At 70.4% G+C, this 14,960-nt stretch carries 20 protein-coding genes and 1 tRNA gene; 2 read left to right on the top strand and 19 right to left on the bottom strand.

Translation table 11 applies throughout. From position 1 onward, the window contains the following. Positions 1 to 282: 282 nt before the first annotated feature. From thrC to ACWD01_RS03445, 5 genes are all read right to left on the bottom strand, one after another. Positions 283 to 1,353, bottom strand: a complete 1,071-nt coding sequence (gene thrC, locus ACWD01_RS03465; protein ID WP_451157622.1) for a threonine synthase — start codon at positions 1,351 to 1,353, stop codon at positions 283 to 285. Between the two features lie 7 nt (positions 1,354 to 1,360). Further along, the gene (locus ACWD01_RS03460; RefSeq protein ID WP_451157880.1) at positions 1,361 to 2,650 is read right to left on the bottom strand and encodes a homoserine dehydrogenase; all 1,290 of its coding nucleotides are present in this window, start codon (positions 2,648 to 2,650) and stop codon (positions 1,361 to 1,363) included. A 100-nt stretch (positions 2,651 to 2,750) separates the two neighbouring features. After that, a complete protein-coding gene (gene lysA / locus ACWD01_RS03455) occupies positions 2,751 to 4,142 on the bottom strand; it encodes a diaminopimelate decarboxylase (protein ID WP_451157620.1) in 1,392 nt (463 codons plus the stop codon). A 21-nt stretch (positions 4,143 to 4,163) separates the two neighbouring features. Further along, entirely contained in the window at positions 4,164 to 5,201 is a 1,038-nt protein-coding gene (nrtL, locus tag ACWD01_RS03450; RefSeq protein ID WP_451157618.1) for an ArgS-related anticodon-binding protein NrtL, read from the bottom strand. Between the two features lie 125 nt (positions 5,202 to 5,326). Continuing rightward, positions 5,327 to 5,818: a response regulator gene (locus ACWD01_RS03445; protein WP_451157878.1), complete on the bottom strand. Its 492-nt coding sequence runs from the start codon at positions 5,816 to 5,818 to the stop codon at positions 5,327 to 5,329. A 230-nt stretch (positions 5,819 to 6,048) separates the two neighbouring features. Here ACWD01_RS03445 and ACWD01_RS03440 point away from each other — a divergent pair. Then, a tRNA-Arg gene (locus tag ACWD01_RS03440) sits at positions 6,049 to 6,120 on the top strand. Positions 6,121 to 6,371: 251 nt separating this feature from the next. On the opposite strand, the gene ACWD01_RS03435 is transcribed toward ACWD01_RS03440, so the two are convergent. The 14 genes from ACWD01_RS03435 to ACWD01_RS03370 form a co-directional block, all read right to left on the bottom strand. Further along, positions 6,372 to 6,668 (bottom strand): GYD domain-containing protein, encoded by a 297-nt coding sequence (locus ACWD01_RS03435; protein ID WP_031077045.1) that lies wholly within the window; start codon positions 6,666 to 6,668, stop codon positions 6,372 to 6,374. Positions 6,669 to 6,911: 243 nt separating this feature from the next. Further along, positions 6,912 to 8,285 (bottom strand): tyrosine-type recombinase/integrase, encoded by a 1,374-nt coding sequence (locus ACWD01_RS03430; RefSeq protein ID WP_451157616.1) that lies wholly within the window; start codon positions 8,283 to 8,285, stop codon positions 6,912 to 6,914. Then, the gene (locus ACWD01_RS03425) at positions 8,282 to 8,455 is read right to left on the bottom strand and encodes a helix-turn-helix transcriptional regulator (RefSeq protein WP_307710490.1); all 174 of its coding nucleotides are present in this window, start codon (positions 8,453 to 8,455) and stop codon (positions 8,282 to 8,284) included. The genes ACWD01_RS03430 and ACWD01_RS03425 overlap by 4 nt, the downstream gene beginning before the upstream one ends. A gap of 11 nt (positions 8,456 to 8,466) precedes the next feature. Continuing rightward, entirely contained in the window at positions 8,467 to 9,846 is a 1,380-nt protein-coding gene (gene repSA, locus ACWD01_RS03420) for a replication initiator protein RepSA (RefSeq protein ID WP_451157614.1), read from the bottom strand. Further along, complete coding sequence (locus ACWD01_RS03415) at positions 9,843 to 10,541, bottom strand: DNA methylase (RefSeq protein WP_451157612.1); 699 nt, start codon at positions 10,539 to 10,541, stop codon at positions 9,843 to 9,845. The genes repSA and ACWD01_RS03415 overlap by 4 nt, the downstream gene beginning before the upstream one ends. Further along, positions 10,534 to 10,716: a hypothetical protein gene (locus tag ACWD01_RS03410; protein ID WP_451157610.1), complete on the bottom strand. Its 183-nt coding sequence runs from the start codon at positions 10,714 to 10,716 to the stop codon at positions 10,534 to 10,536. Before ACWD01_RS03410 ends, ACWD01_RS03415 begins: the two co-directional genes overlap by 8 nt. 91 nt (positions 10,717 to 10,807) lie before the next feature. Then, on the bottom strand, positions 10,808 to 11,119 hold the full coding sequence (locus ACWD01_RS03405; RefSeq protein ID WP_451157608.1) for a SpdD-like protein: 312 nt from the start codon (positions 11,117 to 11,119) through the stop codon (positions 10,808 to 10,810). A 15-nt stretch (positions 11,120 to 11,134) separates the two neighbouring features. Beyond that, positions 11,135 to 11,329 (bottom strand): hypothetical protein, encoded by a 195-nt coding sequence (locus ACWD01_RS03400; RefSeq protein ID WP_451157606.1) that lies wholly within the window; start codon positions 11,327 to 11,329, stop codon positions 11,135 to 11,137. A 13-nt stretch (positions 11,330 to 11,342) separates the two neighbouring features. Further along, positions 11,343 to 11,534 (bottom strand): mobile element transfer protein, encoded by a 192-nt coding sequence (locus ACWD01_RS03395; protein ID WP_451157604.1) that lies wholly within the window; start codon positions 11,532 to 11,534, stop codon positions 11,343 to 11,345. Between the two features lies 1 nt (position 11,535). Further along, positions 11,536 to 11,730 (bottom strand): hypothetical protein, encoded by a 195-nt coding sequence (locus ACWD01_RS03390; protein WP_451157602.1) that lies wholly within the window; start codon positions 11,728 to 11,730, stop codon positions 11,536 to 11,538. 18 nt (positions 11,731 to 11,748) lie between these two features. Further along, positions 11,749 to 12,429 (bottom strand): DUF2637 domain-containing protein, encoded by a 681-nt coding sequence (locus ACWD01_RS03385; RefSeq protein ID WP_451157600.1) that lies wholly within the window; start codon positions 12,427 to 12,429, stop codon positions 11,749 to 11,751. Between the two features lie 22 nt (positions 12,430 to 12,451). After that, positions 12,452 to 12,619, bottom strand: a complete 168-nt coding sequence (locus ACWD01_RS03380) for a hypothetical protein (RefSeq protein ID WP_451157598.1) — start codon at positions 12,617 to 12,619, stop codon at positions 12,452 to 12,454. Positions 12,620 to 12,701: 82 nt separating this feature from the next. Next, on the bottom strand, positions 12,702 to 14,060 hold the full coding sequence (locus ACWD01_RS03375; RefSeq protein WP_451157596.1) for an FtsK/SpoIIIE domain-containing protein: 1,359 nt from the start codon (positions 14,058 to 14,060) through the stop codon (positions 12,702 to 12,704). Positions 14,061 to 14,062: 2 nt separating this feature from the next. After that, positions 14,063 to 14,419, bottom strand: a complete 357-nt coding sequence (locus ACWD01_RS03370) for an SCO3933 family regulatory protein (protein WP_451157594.1) — start codon at positions 14,417 to 14,419, stop codon at positions 14,063 to 14,065. Between the two features lie 146 nt (positions 14,420 to 14,565). On the opposite strand from ACWD01_RS03370, the gene ACWD01_RS03365 reads away from it, so the two are divergent. Continuing rightward, the gene (locus ACWD01_RS03365; protein ID WP_451157592.1) at positions 14,566 to 14,934 is read left to right on the top strand and encodes a winged helix-turn-helix domain-containing protein; all 369 of its coding nucleotides are present in this window, start codon (positions 14,566 to 14,568) and stop codon (positions 14,932 to 14,934) included. The last annotated feature ends 26 nt before the right edge of the window (positions 14,935 to 14,960 follow it).

The following is a 14,960-nucleotide window of genomic DNA, read 5'->3' as shown; positions in this document are numbered from 1 at the left end:
AAGATGGGTTCGAGAGGCAGGGATACCCGTGGGCCTCGGCGGCGGAAACACCGCGACGGCAACGACACCGCGCATATGCGGCCGGGCCGGGTTCGGGTACACCCTATCGAAGGAAAGTTCACCTGCGACATAGGGCGCACAGGAGGCGCACGATGCGTGTCGCGAGCCTCCTGTGCCCCTACGTGTGGCGTTGCCCGGGTTGCGCACTTCCCGGTGTCCGACCGGGGCGTTTCCCGGTGGGCGAGCGGCGCACTTCCCGGTGGGCGACCGGCCGCAGGACCGTTACGCCAGGCCGAGGCGCTCGGCCGCCGCCGCGGCGTCGACCGGGACGGTGACCGGCTGGGGCGCTCCGGCGACCGCCCAGTCGGGGTCCTTGAGGCCGTTGCCCGTGACCGTGCACACGATCTTCTGGCCGCGGTCGACCTTGCCCTGCTCGACCGCCTTCAGCAGACCGGCGACGGACGCGGCGGAGGCGGGCTCGACGAAGACGCCCTCCTGGGACGCCAACAGCCGGTAGGCGCGCAGGATCTCACGGTCCGTCACCTCGTCGATGAAGCCGCCCGACTCCTCGCGCGCGGCGAGCGCCTGCGTCCAGGAGGCCGGGTTGCCGATCCGGATCGCGGTGGCGATCGTCGACGGGTCCTTGACGATCTCGCCGCGCACGATCGGCGCGGAGCCGGACGCCTGGAAGCCCCACATCCGGGGCGTACGGGAGGACATGCCGTCCGCCGCATACTCCTTGTACCCCTTCCAGTACGCCGTGATGTTGCCGGCGTTGCCGACGGGCAGCACATGGATGTCGGGGGCGTCGCCGAGCGCGTCGACGATCTCGAAGGACGCGGTCTTCTGGCCCTCGATCCGGTACGGGTTGACCGAATTGACCAGCGCCACCGGGTAGTTCTCGGAAAGACTGCGGGCCAGGTTGAGGCAGTCGTCGAAGTTTCCGTCGACCTGGAGGATCTTCGAGCCGTAGACCAGGGCCTGGCCCATCTTGCCGAGCGCGATCTTGCCCTGCGGCACGAGGACGGCGCAGACCATCCCGGCGCGGACCGCGTACGCGGCGGCCGAGGCGGACGTGTTGCCGGTGGAGGCGCAGATGACGGCCTGCGCGCCCTCCTCCTTGGCCTTGGTGATCGCCATGGTCATCCCGCGGTCCTTGAAGGACCCGGTGGGGTTGGCGCCCTCGACCTTGAGGTGTACTTCGCAGCCCGTGCGCTCGGAGAGGACCTGCGCCGGGACGAGCGGCGTCCCACCCTCGCGGAGCGTGACGACCGGCGTCGTGTCCGTGACCGGGAGACGGTCCCGGTACTCCTCGATGATGCCGCGCCACTGGTGGGTGCCGTTGGTGGTCATGGGTCCCTTACTCCCCTTCAACACGCATGATGCTGGCGACACCGCGCACGGTGTCGAGCTTGCGCAGCGCCTCGACGGTCCCGGAGAGGGCCGCGTCGGGCGCGCGGTGGGTGACGACGACGAGAGAGGCCTCGCCGTCCTTGCCCTGCTGGCGCACCGTATCGATGGATACGCCGTGCTCGGCGAAGACCGTCGCGACCTGGGCGAGAACGCCCGGCTTGTCGGCCACGTCGAGGCTGATGTGGTATCGCGTCACCACGTCGCCCATGGGGCTGACGGGCAGCTGCGTGTACGCGGACTCGCCGGGCCCCGTGGCCTCGGCGAGCTTGTTGCGGCACACGGCGACGAGGTCGCCGAGCACGGCCGACGCGGTCGGCGCACCGCCGGCGCCGGGGCCGTAGAACATCAGCTGGCCGGCGGCCTCGGCCTCGACGAAGACCGCGTTGTACGCCTCGCGGACGGAGGCCAGGGGGTGGCTGAGCGGGATCATCGCGGGGTGCACGCGGGCGGTCACCGACTGCCCGTCCGCCGCCCGCTCGCAGATCGCGAGCAGCTTGACGGTGCAGCCCATGCGCCGCGCGGACGCCATGTCGGCGGCCGTGACCTCGGTCAGGCCCTCGCGGTGGACGTCGTCGAGCCGTACGCGGGTGTGGAAGGCGATCCCGGCGAGGATGGCGGCCTTGGCGGCGGCGTCGAAGCCCTCGACGTCGGCGGTCGGGTCGGCCTCCGCGTAACCGAGGGCGGTCGCCTCGTCCAGCGCCTCCGTGTAGCCGGCGCCGGAGCTGTCCATCCGGTCGAGGATGAAGTTGGTCGTGCCGTTGACGATGCCGAGCACGCGGTTGACCTTGTCGCCGGCGAGGGACTCGCGCAGCGGCCTGATCAGCGGGATCGCACCGGCGACGGCGGCCTCGAAGTACAGGTCGCGGCCGTGCTGCTCGGCCGCGGCGTAGAGGGTCGCCCCGTCCTCCGCGAGCAGCGCCTTGTTGGCGGAGACCACGGAGGCGCCGTGCTCGAACGCGGTGGTGATGAGGGTCCGGGCCGGCTCGATACCGCCGATGACCTCGACGACGACGTCGATGTCCCCGCGTTTCACGAGCGCCGTGGCGTCCGTGGTGACCAGCTCCGGGTCGATGCCCTCACGCACCTTGGAGGGGCGGCGCACGGCGACCCCGGCGAGCTCCACCGGGGCGCCGATCCGCGCGGCGAGGTCGTCGGCGTGCGTCGTCATGATGCGCGCCACCTCTGAGCCGACCACTCCACAGCCCAGCAGCGCCACCTTCAGCGGACGCGTACGCATCATCCGACCTCGCTTCTCATCACTTCTACGATGGGGACCAGTCTCACTTACCGGACGAGAGTTTCTATACCTCGTCCGCGATACGAGACATCTGTCTCAACTATCCGACGTCGAGCCGCAGGAGATCTTCCTCCGTCTCACGCCGGACGATCACCCGTGCCTCACCGTTCGCGACGGCGACGACAGGCGGGCGAAGTGCGTGGTTGTAGTTGCTGGCCATGGAACGGCAGTACGCGCCGGTGGCCGGCACGGCGATCAGATCACCGGGCGCGAGATCGGCCGGCAGGAACGCGTCCTTGACCACGATGTCGCCACTCTCACAGTGCTTGCCGACGACCCGGCTGAGCATGGGAGCGGCGTCGGAGGTCCTCGACACCAGGGCGACGCTGTACTCGGCGTCGTACAGCGCGGTGCGGATGTTGTCCGACATGCCGCCGTCGACGCTCACGTACGTCCGCAGCCCTTCGAGCGGCTTGACCGTGCCGACCTCGTACAGCGTGAAGGCCGTCGGGCCGACGATGGCCCGGCCCGGCTCGACGGAGATGCGGGGCGTGCGCAGGCTCGCCGACTCGCACTCACGGGTGACGATCTCGGTGAGCGACTTGGCGATCTCGTGCGGCTCGCGCGGGTCGTCCTCCGAGGTGTAGGCGATGCCGAGGCCGCCGCCGAGGTCGATCTCGGGCAGCTCGACACCGTGCTCGTCCCGGATCTCGGCCAGCAGCTGGACGACGCGGCGGGCCGAGACCTCGAAACCGGCCATGTCGAAGATCTGCGAGCCGATGTGCGAGTGGATGCCGATGAGCTCCAGACCGTCGAGCCGCAGCGCGCGCCGCACGGCCTCCGCCGCCTGCCCGCCGGCCAGCGCGAGGCCGAACTTCTGGTCCTCGTGGGCGGTGGCGATGAACTCGTGGGTGTGCGCCTCGACCCCGACGGTGACCCGGATCTGGACCTTCTGCCGCCGGCCCAGCTCCTGCGCGATGTGCGCGACGCGGACGATCTCCTGGAACGAGTCGAGCACGATCCGCCCGACCCCGGCCTCGACCGCGCGGCGGATCTCCGCCACCGACTTGTTGTTGCCGTGGAAGGCGATGCGCTCCGCGGGCATCCCGGCGTCCAGGGCGGTGATCAGCTCGCCGCCCGAGCAGACGTCGAGATTGAGCCCCTCCTCCTTCAGCCACCGGACGACCGCGCGGGACAGGAACGCCTTCCCCGCGTAGAACACGTCCGCGTCCTTGCCGAAGGCGTCGGCCCAGGCGCGGCAGCGGGCACGGAAGTCGGCCTCGTCGAGGAAGTACGCCGGCGTGCCGAACTCCTCGGCCAGCCGGGTCACTTGGATCCCGCCGACGGTGACGACGCCGTCGTCGTCACGGCTGACGGTGTCGGCCCACACCTTGGGGTCGAGGACGTTCAGGTCGGCGGGCGGGGCGGTGTAGTGGCCCTCGGTGACGACGTCGGCGTGGCGGGGGCCGGCGGGGTGTGCGGATCGGCTCATCGGAATCGGTTCTCTCTCACATCACAGGTATTCGGGCGCGCTGATGCCGAGCAGGGACAGGCCACCGGCGAGCACCGTCCCGGCGGCTTCGGCGAGGGCCAGCCGGGCACGGTGGGCGGCCGTGGGTTTCTCGTCCCCGACGGGCAGCACGGAGCGCTGGAAGGAGAGGACGTGGTCCGCCGTGACCTCCAGCTGCCGGACGAGCCGGTCGGGCGCCCGCAGGCGCGCGGCGTCGGCGACGACGGCGGGGTGGTCGGCGAGGGCGGCGGTGAGGGGGGTGGTGAGAGCCGTGAGGCTGGGGGCCTCGGCGGACTCTGCGGCAGCGGTGGGGGTCTCGGCGGGCTCTGCGGTGGTGCTGGGGTCGGGGGCGTCGGCGGGCTCGTCGGGGGACGAGCTGAAGCCGAGCGCGGTGGCGTTACGGGTGAGGGCGCGGGTGCGGGCGTGGGCGTAGCGCACGCGGAAGAGGGGATTGCGCTCGTGCTGCGTGAGCAGGTCCCCGGCCTTGGGCCTGTCGTGCGCGGCGGCGGCGAGCAGCGCCCAGCGGGCGGCGTCGGTACCGAGGCGCTCGCAGAGGCCCTGGTCGGCGGCGGGCACGACCCGTACGGTCTCCCCCGGGCCGGGCTCGGCGCCCAGCCGCGCGAGGGCGTCGGCCCAGACGCGGGCGCGCAGCTCGCCGGAGTGCGCGAACGGCCCGCCGGGCCGGCGGGGGGCGCCGTAGCCGGGCCCTTCGCGCAGGACCTTCCGTACGAGCTCGTCCTGCGCACTGCCGTGGAGCGTGAAGTTCAGAAACCCGGGCCCGGTGACCTCGACGCACGCGATGCCGGGCTCGTCCGCGACGCGCTGCCGGATCGCCTCGGCCACCTCCGGCGCGGGCCGCCCGGCCCGGCTCGCGAGGCGCAGCGCGATCCCGGTGGCGTAGTCCCCGCGCCCGCCGGGCCGGGGCCGCTCGATCTTCACGCGGTCGGGAACGTGGTCGAGGGCGTCGACGCGCAGCACACCGTCCTCCACGGCACGGCACACGGCGTGCCGCACGGTACGGGAGAGCTCGGCGGGGGTCACGGGACAAGCGTATGGGAGGAAGGGGGGCACTTCGCGAACCGGTTTCGCGATGCGGGCAACGCGGGTTTCGGGCGCGGGTGGGCTCGGGGCGGGGCAGACAGGGACAGGGGCCGTCGACGGGGCCGTCAGCCCGTCGCACTCCCCGCCCGCCCGGCCTCATGCCTGCCGTCTACGGACGGCGGGTCCTCCCCGGCTTCCGGGTGCGCCAGCTGCCGCACGATCCGCACGAGCTCAGCCGGCTCGAAGGGCTTGGCAAGAAAGGCGTCCACGCCGGCCTCGACGCCGCTGTCGACCTCGCACTGCGTACAGGCGCTGATGATCGCGAGGGGGATGTGGCTGGTCCGCGGATCGTCCCGCAGCAGGGCGGCGGTCCGAAGACCGTCGAGGCGGGGCATGACGACGTCGAGCGTGATGACGTCGGGCTGCACCTGATGCACGACTTCCAGACACTCGGCACCATCGGCCGCGGTCACGACCTCGAAGCCCTCCAGCTCGAGGTTGACCCTGATCAGCTGCCGAATCACCCGGTTGTCATCGACAACGAGCACTCGGCCGGACGCGCCGGACACAACTCGAGAGTAGGTCCGCCGCCCGCGCCGCGTCCGGGTTTTCCCCACTTCCGCCCCGTGCGGGCGAAGCGGGGGCACGCTGAGGCACCACGGGGGCGCAGGGCGGGGGTGATCGCGTACGGGGGGTTCCTTGGCCTCCGTGGATCACTGGCCACTCGCCAGTCGATCACCGTTCGACCACCCCTCAGGACCTGCCCGATGGCTCTAAATACCTGTTCACGGAGACCCTTCGGGAGCTGGTAGGGTTCTACCCGTCGCCACGCAACAGCGCGGCGCACGCCCCCGTAGCTCAGGGGATAGAGCAACGGCCTCCGGAGCCGTGTGCGCAGGTTCGAATCCTGCCGGGGGCACCCTGCATGAGGTGCCCAAAGACCCCGTCACCAGCGGAAACGCTGAGGCCGGGGTCTTCTTGCGTGTGCAGCCGTATGCCGCTCGGAGCGGGCGTATGTCGGGGTCCGTGGACTATTCGTGGACAGGATCTTGAGGCATCGGCGCAGGTCATGCCCGGAAACGGCGAAGGCCCCGGACAGGTCCAGGGGCCTCGATCCGTACCGCGCTGAGCGTGTCACTCGTACCAAGAGATCCTCAACGCGGAAGTCCCTCAGCCAGTGGCCTTGGCGATGATGCGGTCCATCTCCTCCCGGCCGAAGGCTCGCAGGGTCGTGCTACGGACGTTGCCCAACGCGCCGACCTGTAGGAGCACTGCGGTGGCAGTCTCGTCGTCGGGCGCCTCTACGACAGCCACGATGTCGTACGGGCCGACGGTCCAGAAGAGGTTCAGGACCTTCACCCCGAGCTTCTGCGCCGCTGCCGTGAAGGCTTCAGCGCGTTGCGGGGTGTCCTTGTAGCCGCGGACTCCCTGGTCGGTCCAGTTCAGCAGCGCAACAAACGTCGGCATGATCCTTTACCCCTGAAAGTAGACGCAACAAGTCGTGATCAACTCTGGGCACCATGCGCGTAATGCGCATGAGGGGCGCATCTGAACGAGTGATAAAGGCCGGCCTGGCTTCATGGCCATGCCCGGACACGAACCCCGAAGCCACCGGCGCGGAATTCCTGAGGACAGGAACGCCGTTCTCGGCCAAGGCATGGCGATGCCCCCGGACAAGTCCGAGGGCATAAGAGCTACCGACGTCTGCGATCACTCGTACTCGCGCAACAGATCCTCAATACGGCGGTTGGCGACCTCTTGGCGGCCGTCGAGGCACTTGGCGTATCGGCTGAGAAGGACCTCCACGCTGTTGCCGGCGCGCTCGGCCACCTCGGTGGCGTCCACTCCGGCGTTCAGCCATGTGGAGAGAGCGGAGTGTCGAAGGTCGTACGGACGCCGCGCGAGGGGCGAGGCGACCGCGGCCGGCGGGAGCGCGAGCATCCGAGCTTCCTGCCACGCCCGGTAGTAGGTCGAGGAGGAGACCACTCCCCCGTTCTCGCTGAAGAACAGCCGGCCGTCGTCGGCGGTCCCGAAGGTGTCGATGTGCTCACGGAAGATTGCGACGAGCTGGGGAGGGATGGGCACCCGCCGGACGTCCTCGTTCGGGCGGTTCTTCAATCCGCGGTCGTCGTGGCTCTCGCCGGAGTCGGTCCACTGCTTGCCCACGCTCGGACGCGTCCGATGCAGAAGCGCCGAGCCCCATCCGACAGTCGGCAGCGTCAGGTCTGGCTCAGCCAGGCCCACCACCTCAGCCGGGCGGAAGCCACCGAAGTACATCCCGGCGAACAGGCCCACGAGCCGCCGCCCACGGGCGCGTCGGTAGCCACCGACGTACGAGACGGCATGGAGCAGAGACCGCGCCTGCTCAGGGTTGGCTACGACCCGTGGGTCGACCTCGCTCGACACCTTGGGCTTCTGCCACCGAATCGACGTAAGGGGGTTCTCCGGGAACTCCCCCAGGTCCACTGCATAGTGCACTGCGTTGACAAGGGTTCGGCGCTTCCGGCGCACAGTCTCGGCAGCCGCCGCGGTGCCGTCCAACTTGAGCTTGAGCGAGTCGAGAACGGCCCGCCCGATCACCGGGTCGGCCAGGTCTGAAAGCGGCCGCGAAGCTTTGGCAACCCAGTGCAGAACGTTGCCGATCTCTGTCGGTAGCTCGCGCTCGTCGGGGCCGGGAAGGACGAAGGCCCAGTTCCTCAGCGTCTTCCGCAGTAGTGCATCGGAGGGGCGCCCAGGCCGGTCATCGAGCAGAGCGACCGTCACAGACGTAAGGGATTCGTTGATTCCGTCGCGCGTGTTCGGCGCAGCATGCGGCCATTTCATGGCGAGGTATTGCAGTGCGAAGGCGTACCAGGTCAAGGCCGACTTCTTCTCAGCCATGGAGCCCGGGAGCCCGGATTCCGTACCGAATTCCTCGCCGTCTCGCGCCGCCCGCATCAGCTTGGAGCGGTAGTTGTCGGCGAGCCCTTTGGTCCTGAAGGACTCCGAGAAGACCCGGCCGGCCACTGACCAGCGCACGTCGTATGACGGCTTTTGGGTGTTCCTCTTTCGAACACCCCAGATCTTGACGTCGAGCGAGTTCACGCGGCAGCGCCCTCCAGATTGCGGAGCCAAGCGCTGAAATCGCTTCGCCAGACGCGTAGTTCGCCGTTGGGCAGTTTGAATGCCGCGGGCCCCTGCCCCAGCTCACGCCAGCGGTAGAAGGTCCGGCGGGAAACGCCACCCAGCTCCGCGAGAATCTGCGGAACCGTCATCAGCTCGTCTTTCACGTCAGGCTCCCTTCCAGGGCGAGTTGGTCGTGCAGGGCTTCGCGGGCGGTTTCGCGGTTGAGTTGGATGTCGCGGGCGATGGTGGCGGCGAGGGCGGACTCACCGGGGGTGTGGCCGTGTCCGGCGTACTCCCAGGAGGCGAGGACGAGGACGGTGTCCGGGTCGCCGAGCGCGTCGTGATCCTGGGCGGCGCGGTAGTCGGCGCGGATCTGGCGCAGCGCGCCGAGGGTGGTGGAGTAGCGGCGGGATTTGGTGGAGAAGTGGCCGCGGAAGCCGAGCATGTGAGCCCAGGCGTCGAGCTTGCGGTCGGGGTAGAGGGGTGCGAGGTCGAGGCAGGCTTCGATGAGGCGGCGGGGGTGGTCGGGCACGTCCAGGAGGTCGAGTACTTCCCGGTTCCCGATGCGGCGGTCGAGACTGCCGGTGGACTCGGCCGCCTTGGTGGCGTACTTGGCGACGTAGGAGGCGACGGCCTGCTCGGTGATGTCGGAGCCGTCGCCGAAGGCCTTGACCGGTCGGATGTCGAGCTGTCGGCCCCAGCGGAAAGGCCGGCAGGGCTGGTCCGCGGCGGCGGGGACGGTGATCGAGGTGTAGGAGTGGGCAACGGCGGCGCGGATGGAGTCGTCGAGCAGCTGCACCGTGGCCCAGGACGGCGGAGCGGTGTCGGGACCGTCCGGGCCGTCGAGGCGGATCACGGCGTGGAAGTGGATTGCGCCCCGTTTCTGGAACTCGGCGACCTTGCCGTAGGAGAGGCGCAGCACGTCTTTGAGTTCGCGTTGGGTGAGTCCGGCGCGGGCGGCGATCTCGCGGCGGAGCCGTGTGGTGAAGCGCTGCCAGAGCTGTCCGGCGTGGTTGTTGAACAGGACCGTGCCCGCGTAGTCGTAGGTGGCCGGGTCGAGGGCGGTGCCCAGGGCGGGGTCGTCCTCCGCATGGCGGGTGCCGCAGCGGCAGACGCCACGGTCGGGCCGGTTGTGCACGGGCCCGAACGAGGGTGCGGTGAGAGTGGCGAAGACTCGCGGGTGATCCCGCACAGTCGCCGGGATGTCCTTGGACTCATCCCCTGCCAAGCCTGCGCGGATGAGGTGGTAGGTGTCTCCGGCGTAGGTGTAGGCGCAGGTGGGGCAGCGGGAGGCGCGGCGGTTGCCGCAGGCGACGCGGAGCCGTCCGTCCGGCTCGGTGTCGGTGGAGTAGCGGCGCAGGGTCTCGCCGGTGGTCTTGTCTTTGGCGAGGGTCCAGCCGGTGAGGTGGATGGGGTCGGAGCAGCCGCCGGTGCGGTGGATCTGGTCTTTCCAGCGGTCGAAGCCGGGGGACCCGGCCACCCGGAGGACGTCGTCCAGGGTGGCCGGGTCCAGGCCCGCCGCGGTGGCGGTGTCGCTCACGCGATCACCTCTTGGCGGGCGGTGCGGAACGCGGTGCCGATCCAGTGGGTGAAGGCCGGCGGGATGGCTTCGGTGAGTTCTTCGCGGACGTCGGTCCAGGTGATGTCCATGGCGTGCTGCATCTCGGGCACGGTGGCCTTGCCGCCGCCGTTGCCGTACGCGGCGACGTAGGGGCCGGTGCGATAGGTGCCGTGGCGGTAGCCCCGCACGTAGCCCCGGTGCCGAGGGTGGGGCGGCTGCGCGGTGGCCCAGCGGCCGAGTTCGAAGACGCGGTGACGTAGGACGCCGAGGCCGAAGCTTTCCCCGCACAGGGTCAGGTCCTTGCGTACGGGGGCCTGCCCGTTGGGCTGCTCGATCACATACGGCAGGCCGGTGGCGTCCAGGAGGGTGCGCAGTGCGGGGATGAGCTGGACGTGGCTCCGGCCCCAGCCGCGCGCCTTGTTGGTGCCGGCGGTGAGGGTGCAGCCTGCCTGGCAGGGCGGGGAGGCGTGGACGAGGGCGTACCGCTCGATGTCGCCGGTCGTGAGGAGTCGGGCGAGCAGGTCGAGGGCGTCGCCGCGGTGGTAGGGGAAGGGGTACCGGGGGCGTTCTGCGATGTCGCAGCCGTCCACGTCGAAGCCGGCCCGGTGGTAGCCCACGGCGGCGCCGCCGGAGCAGGAGAACAGGTCCAGAGCGCGGCGGGTGGTGTCAGACACGGGCCACCTCCCGGACACGGGTCGGACGGGTGCCGGTGCCGTGGCAGGCCGGGCAGTGGACGGTGATGGTGCGCAGGTTGCCGTGTCGGTCGCGGCCGCCGAGGGTGACGCGGACGGTGGGGAAGCCGTCGCAGTTCGAGCAGACCCGCGCGGGCGTGGTGGTGGGCTGGGCCATGATGGGTGTCCCTTCTTGTCCTTTGCGATGGGTTGGGGCACGGCTTCCGGGGCGGGCGAGACTTGGCGGTTGAGACCGCCCCGGGGGCCGGTCAGCGGCGCTTGTGCTCGGAGGCAATGAGCGAACGGACGACGAGCGCGCAGACGGCGACCGAGGCCGCGGTGACGGCGACCGCCAGGAGCATCGAGACCAGGACCGCGCCGACGACCAGGACGACGGCGGTGCCGCCACCGACGAGGGCGAGCGCGGTGCCGGGCGTGAGCTGGACCGTGGGCCGTGCCGCTGCCGCCGGGGCGACGGGGACCGGGGCGGGGGTGTGCTGGACGATCGCGGTCGGCTGGACGGCGGGCGGGGTGACGATGCCGGTCGGGGTCGGCATGGTGGGGATCTTCGGTCGGAGCATGGCGGTTCCTTTCGGTTACTTCTGGGTGCCGTTGACGGCATCGACGCCCGTGCGGGTGCCGGACTCGATGGCGGGAGCCAGGAAGGTGTCGGCGAGGAGGAAGCCGCCGAGGAGGAGCACGACGATCAGCCAGGTCGGCGGGCGGAAGAGGCGGATGCCGAAGTAGCCGAAGACGGCGATGACGAGGATGAGCGGGAGTTCGACGTTCATCGGTGGTCTCCTGTCAGGCGATGCGGCAGCGGTGGGTGCGGGCGGCGAGCTGGGCTGCAGAGGAGCTGGAGTAGTCGGCGGACCAGCCGCAGCGGTCGGCGGTGCAGACGGCGGCGTGCTTGGTGCGGCCGTGCCGGTCGCGGTGGGTGCCGATCTGTACGGGGCCGATCCGCATGACGGAGTGGAAGTGGTCGCGGGCGGGCATGTCAGTCGCTCTCCGTTCGGGTGGTCGTCGGGTCGGGGTAGGTGGCGCGGATACCGGCGGCGGTGGCCGGGTCGGTGGTGAGCTGGGCGGCTTCCTCGGCGAGCAGGTGGGCGAGGTAGGGCCGGTCAGCGGCGGTCATCTCGCGGGCGCTGTCGAGGTAGTCGGCGGCGGTTAGGTCGGCGGGGTCACGGGTCACGGGTTTCTCCCTTCGAGGTCAGGCGAGTTGGGCGGCGATGGCGTCGGCCATCGGGGCGGGGACGCCGAGGCGGGCGCGCAGGGTGTCGGTGTCGATCGGGGTCCCGGTCCGGGCCTTGTGGTCGTCGGCGACCTTGCGGGCGTGGTCGACCAGCGCGGCCGGGACCGGCGGAGCGGGGGCGGGCGGGGCCGGGGCGGGAGCGGGCTCGGATGCCGCAGGCAGGGCCGGGGCGGGCTCTGGCTCGGCGACGGAAACCGCCTCGGATGTGACCTCCGATTCGGCAGGCACAACCTCGACCGGCTCGGGCGTCGGCTCGGGGGCGGACTTGTGGTCGTTTGCGGCGTGTGAGTGGGCGAGGAGGGTGCCGCCGAGGAAGGCGAGGGCGGGCCAGCCGGCGATGCCGAAGCGCAGCCAGGCGGGTGGGTGCTGGAGGTCGAGGAATCCGGCGGTGGCGACGTTCGCGCCGAGCGAGGCGACCAGGGCGATCAGGAACCAGCACCAGGCGAGCCGGGAGGGTCCGTCGTTGCGCAGCCGTCGCCAGGCGGCGACCAGGAGCAGGTCGACGGAGACGGGGTAGGCCCATGCCTTCCATCCGGTCTGTCCGGCAGCGGCGGCGAGGTCGTGCAGGTGGGCGAAGGACAGGGCCCCGGCGATCACGGCTTGCACCAGGACGGCTTCGACGCGCAGCTTGCGGGTCATGTCTTCACCTCCTCTTGGGGTGTCAGGTGGTCGGTGCGTGGCCGGAGCCGAAGCAGGTCAGGCAGAACGCGGCCTGTCGGTCGGTGGTCTCGCGGGACTTGCGGGCGGAGCCGACGCGAACGGTTTCGGCGGTCTCGCCAGCGCCCTTGCAGTCCGGGCACTTCTTCGGCCGGGGCTTGCGGGTGGCCATGGGCGTTCCTTTCGGTTTCAGGCATGGCGGGGGTAGGGAGTTGACGCGAGGCGGTCGCGCCGACCGGGATGCGGGGCGGGTCTCAGGCGGAGGCGGGTGCCTCTGCCTGGGCCGGGATCTTGACGAGTGAGACCGTGGGCGGCAGTTCAGGCCGGAAGGCGGCGAGGCCGGGCAGCTCGGGGGTGCGGTGGGCGTGCCGGTTGCAGGCGTTGACGGCCTGGCGCATCGAGGTGTGCGGGGTGCGGATGCGGGCCCAGCCGCCGGTCGAGTCGCCGGTGACGGCGAGGCCGGGTGTGTCGGTCGGGATGGAGATGGCGGCCAGGACGGCGTCGGGGGCGATGTCGCCGAAGGCCATATTCGCGCTGGTCTCGTCGTTGACGCGGTGGGCGGTGCGGGCGGTGAGCTGGGCGCGGAGCATGGTGATGCCCTTGCCGAGTTCGGAGCCGAAGCGCTGCCCACAGATCTCCAGATAGATGCCGGCAGCGCGGCCGAGCTGGGCGAGGCGTACCAGGGCGGTGATGATGCGGTCCCGACGCGGTTCGTCCGCCTTCGTGGGCGACAGTGCGAGTTCCGCGACCTCGTCCACGAGGACCACGATCGGGACGGGCCGCAGATGAGCCGGGAGGTCCCAGATGTCGGCGGCGATCTCCGCATCCGGCACGTCGGCGGTGATGCGCTGCTCGGCGCGGATCAGTTGGTAGACGCCCTCCATGTGCGTGACGAGCGCGTCGAGGAGTTCGGCGGCGGTGTCGGGGTTGTCGGCCAGCGCGGAGAACCGGCGCGCCAGCGGGAACAGCTCCACACCCTGTTTGCAGTCGATGCCCACCAAGGCCACGTCCTGGGGGGCGAGTTCGGCGACCAGGTTGCGCTGGTAGACGGACTTGCCGGACTTCGTGGCGCCAACCGTCAGGGCGTGCGGGCAGGTGCGGTAGTCGCGGCAGTGCACGGCACCGTCCTCGCGCAGCGCCACGGGGACACGCATCGGCACACGCTCGACCTTGGCGGGCATCTGGACCCGGGCGAGGACGTCGTAGCCGGTCATCCGCAGTTCGACCACGCCCGAGCGGATCTCGCGCGAGGAGACGCCCTGCATGGTGAACGAGTGCCGCAGCCGGTCCGTGGAGGCGGCGAAGTCGAAGGCGTCCTGACCGGGCCGAAGCCCCAGCCTCAGCACCAGCCCGGTACGGGTCGGGCGCAGGCTCAGGATCCGCGGCGGCCGCGGGTTCGGAACCGGCCGGCGGGCGATACGAGCCCAGGCCAACCGCCACCGGGACGGCGGGACCGTGAGCCCGCAGGCGTCCATGACAGAGGAGTACCGGACCAGTACCCGCAGGGCCGCGAGGGCGATGCCGAAGGCGAGCCAGTACCAGGCGGGGCGGCGCCACTTGAGCAGCAGCGCCAGCCCGACGACGGCCAGCAGGCCGATCGCTGTCCCGGTCACGATCAGGCCGCCTTCGGCTTGCCGGCGTCGGTTGTCAGGGAGGTGACGGCGATCGCGCGGAAGCTGATGCCGTGCCGCTTCTGGCCGTTGAACTCGTTCTCCCACGGCCGGGCGACGACACCGGTGAGGCCGACCGGGGTGCCGGTGGTCAGCTCGCCGGTGAACCCGGTCTCCGGAACGGTCAGGCTCAGGATCTCGGCGTTGCCGTTCATCACGAACATGACGTCGATCGTCATCAGCGGTGCACCGGTGTCGCGGTCGGTGGCGACCTCTCCGGTCTGGCGGTTGGCGATCTTCGGCTGCGGCGGCTGGGCCACCATCACTACGGCGCCGGTGGTGTCGACGGGGATCTGACGCATATGTGTGTGCTCCTTCAATCAACTTGACGTACTTAGTACGTCGACCTGTTACGAGACTGCACTTAACACACTTAGTACGTCAAGTGCTTCTCGACTCTTGTCTGTCGCGTGTGCTCCACTTAGTGCGACAACCACTGAGAGGGGCTATGGCCGAGTTCACCGGGCGTGCGAGGTACCTGGAGATCGCCGACGACTTCAAGCGGCGGATCCGGGACGGAGTTCTAGCCCCAGGAGAGAAGCTGCCGTCAGAGACGGAGCTGATGGCCGAGCATGGCGTTTCTCGCACTGTCGCCCGGCAAGCGATCTCCCGGCTCCGTGAGGACGGCTACGCGTACTCCCACCAGGGGAAAGGCAGCTTCGCCAGCCTCCCGGGCGAGGACCGCCCGGCCAAGCGCAGCCCGGAGTTCGAGCAGATCACCGAGTACCTGGCAGAGGTTCGTCGGGACGTACGCCGCCTTGCGGAACGGATGGACCAGCTTGAGCAGCTGGTTCGCAAGCAGCCGCAAGACGGTTGACCACCGCGTCAGCGCGTTTCGCAAGA

The organism is Streptomyces sp. NPDC002835 (assembly GCF_053591995.1).
The sequence above is the reverse complement of the archived record's forward strand: the minus strand, read 5'-3'. Positions and strand labels throughout refer to the sequence as shown.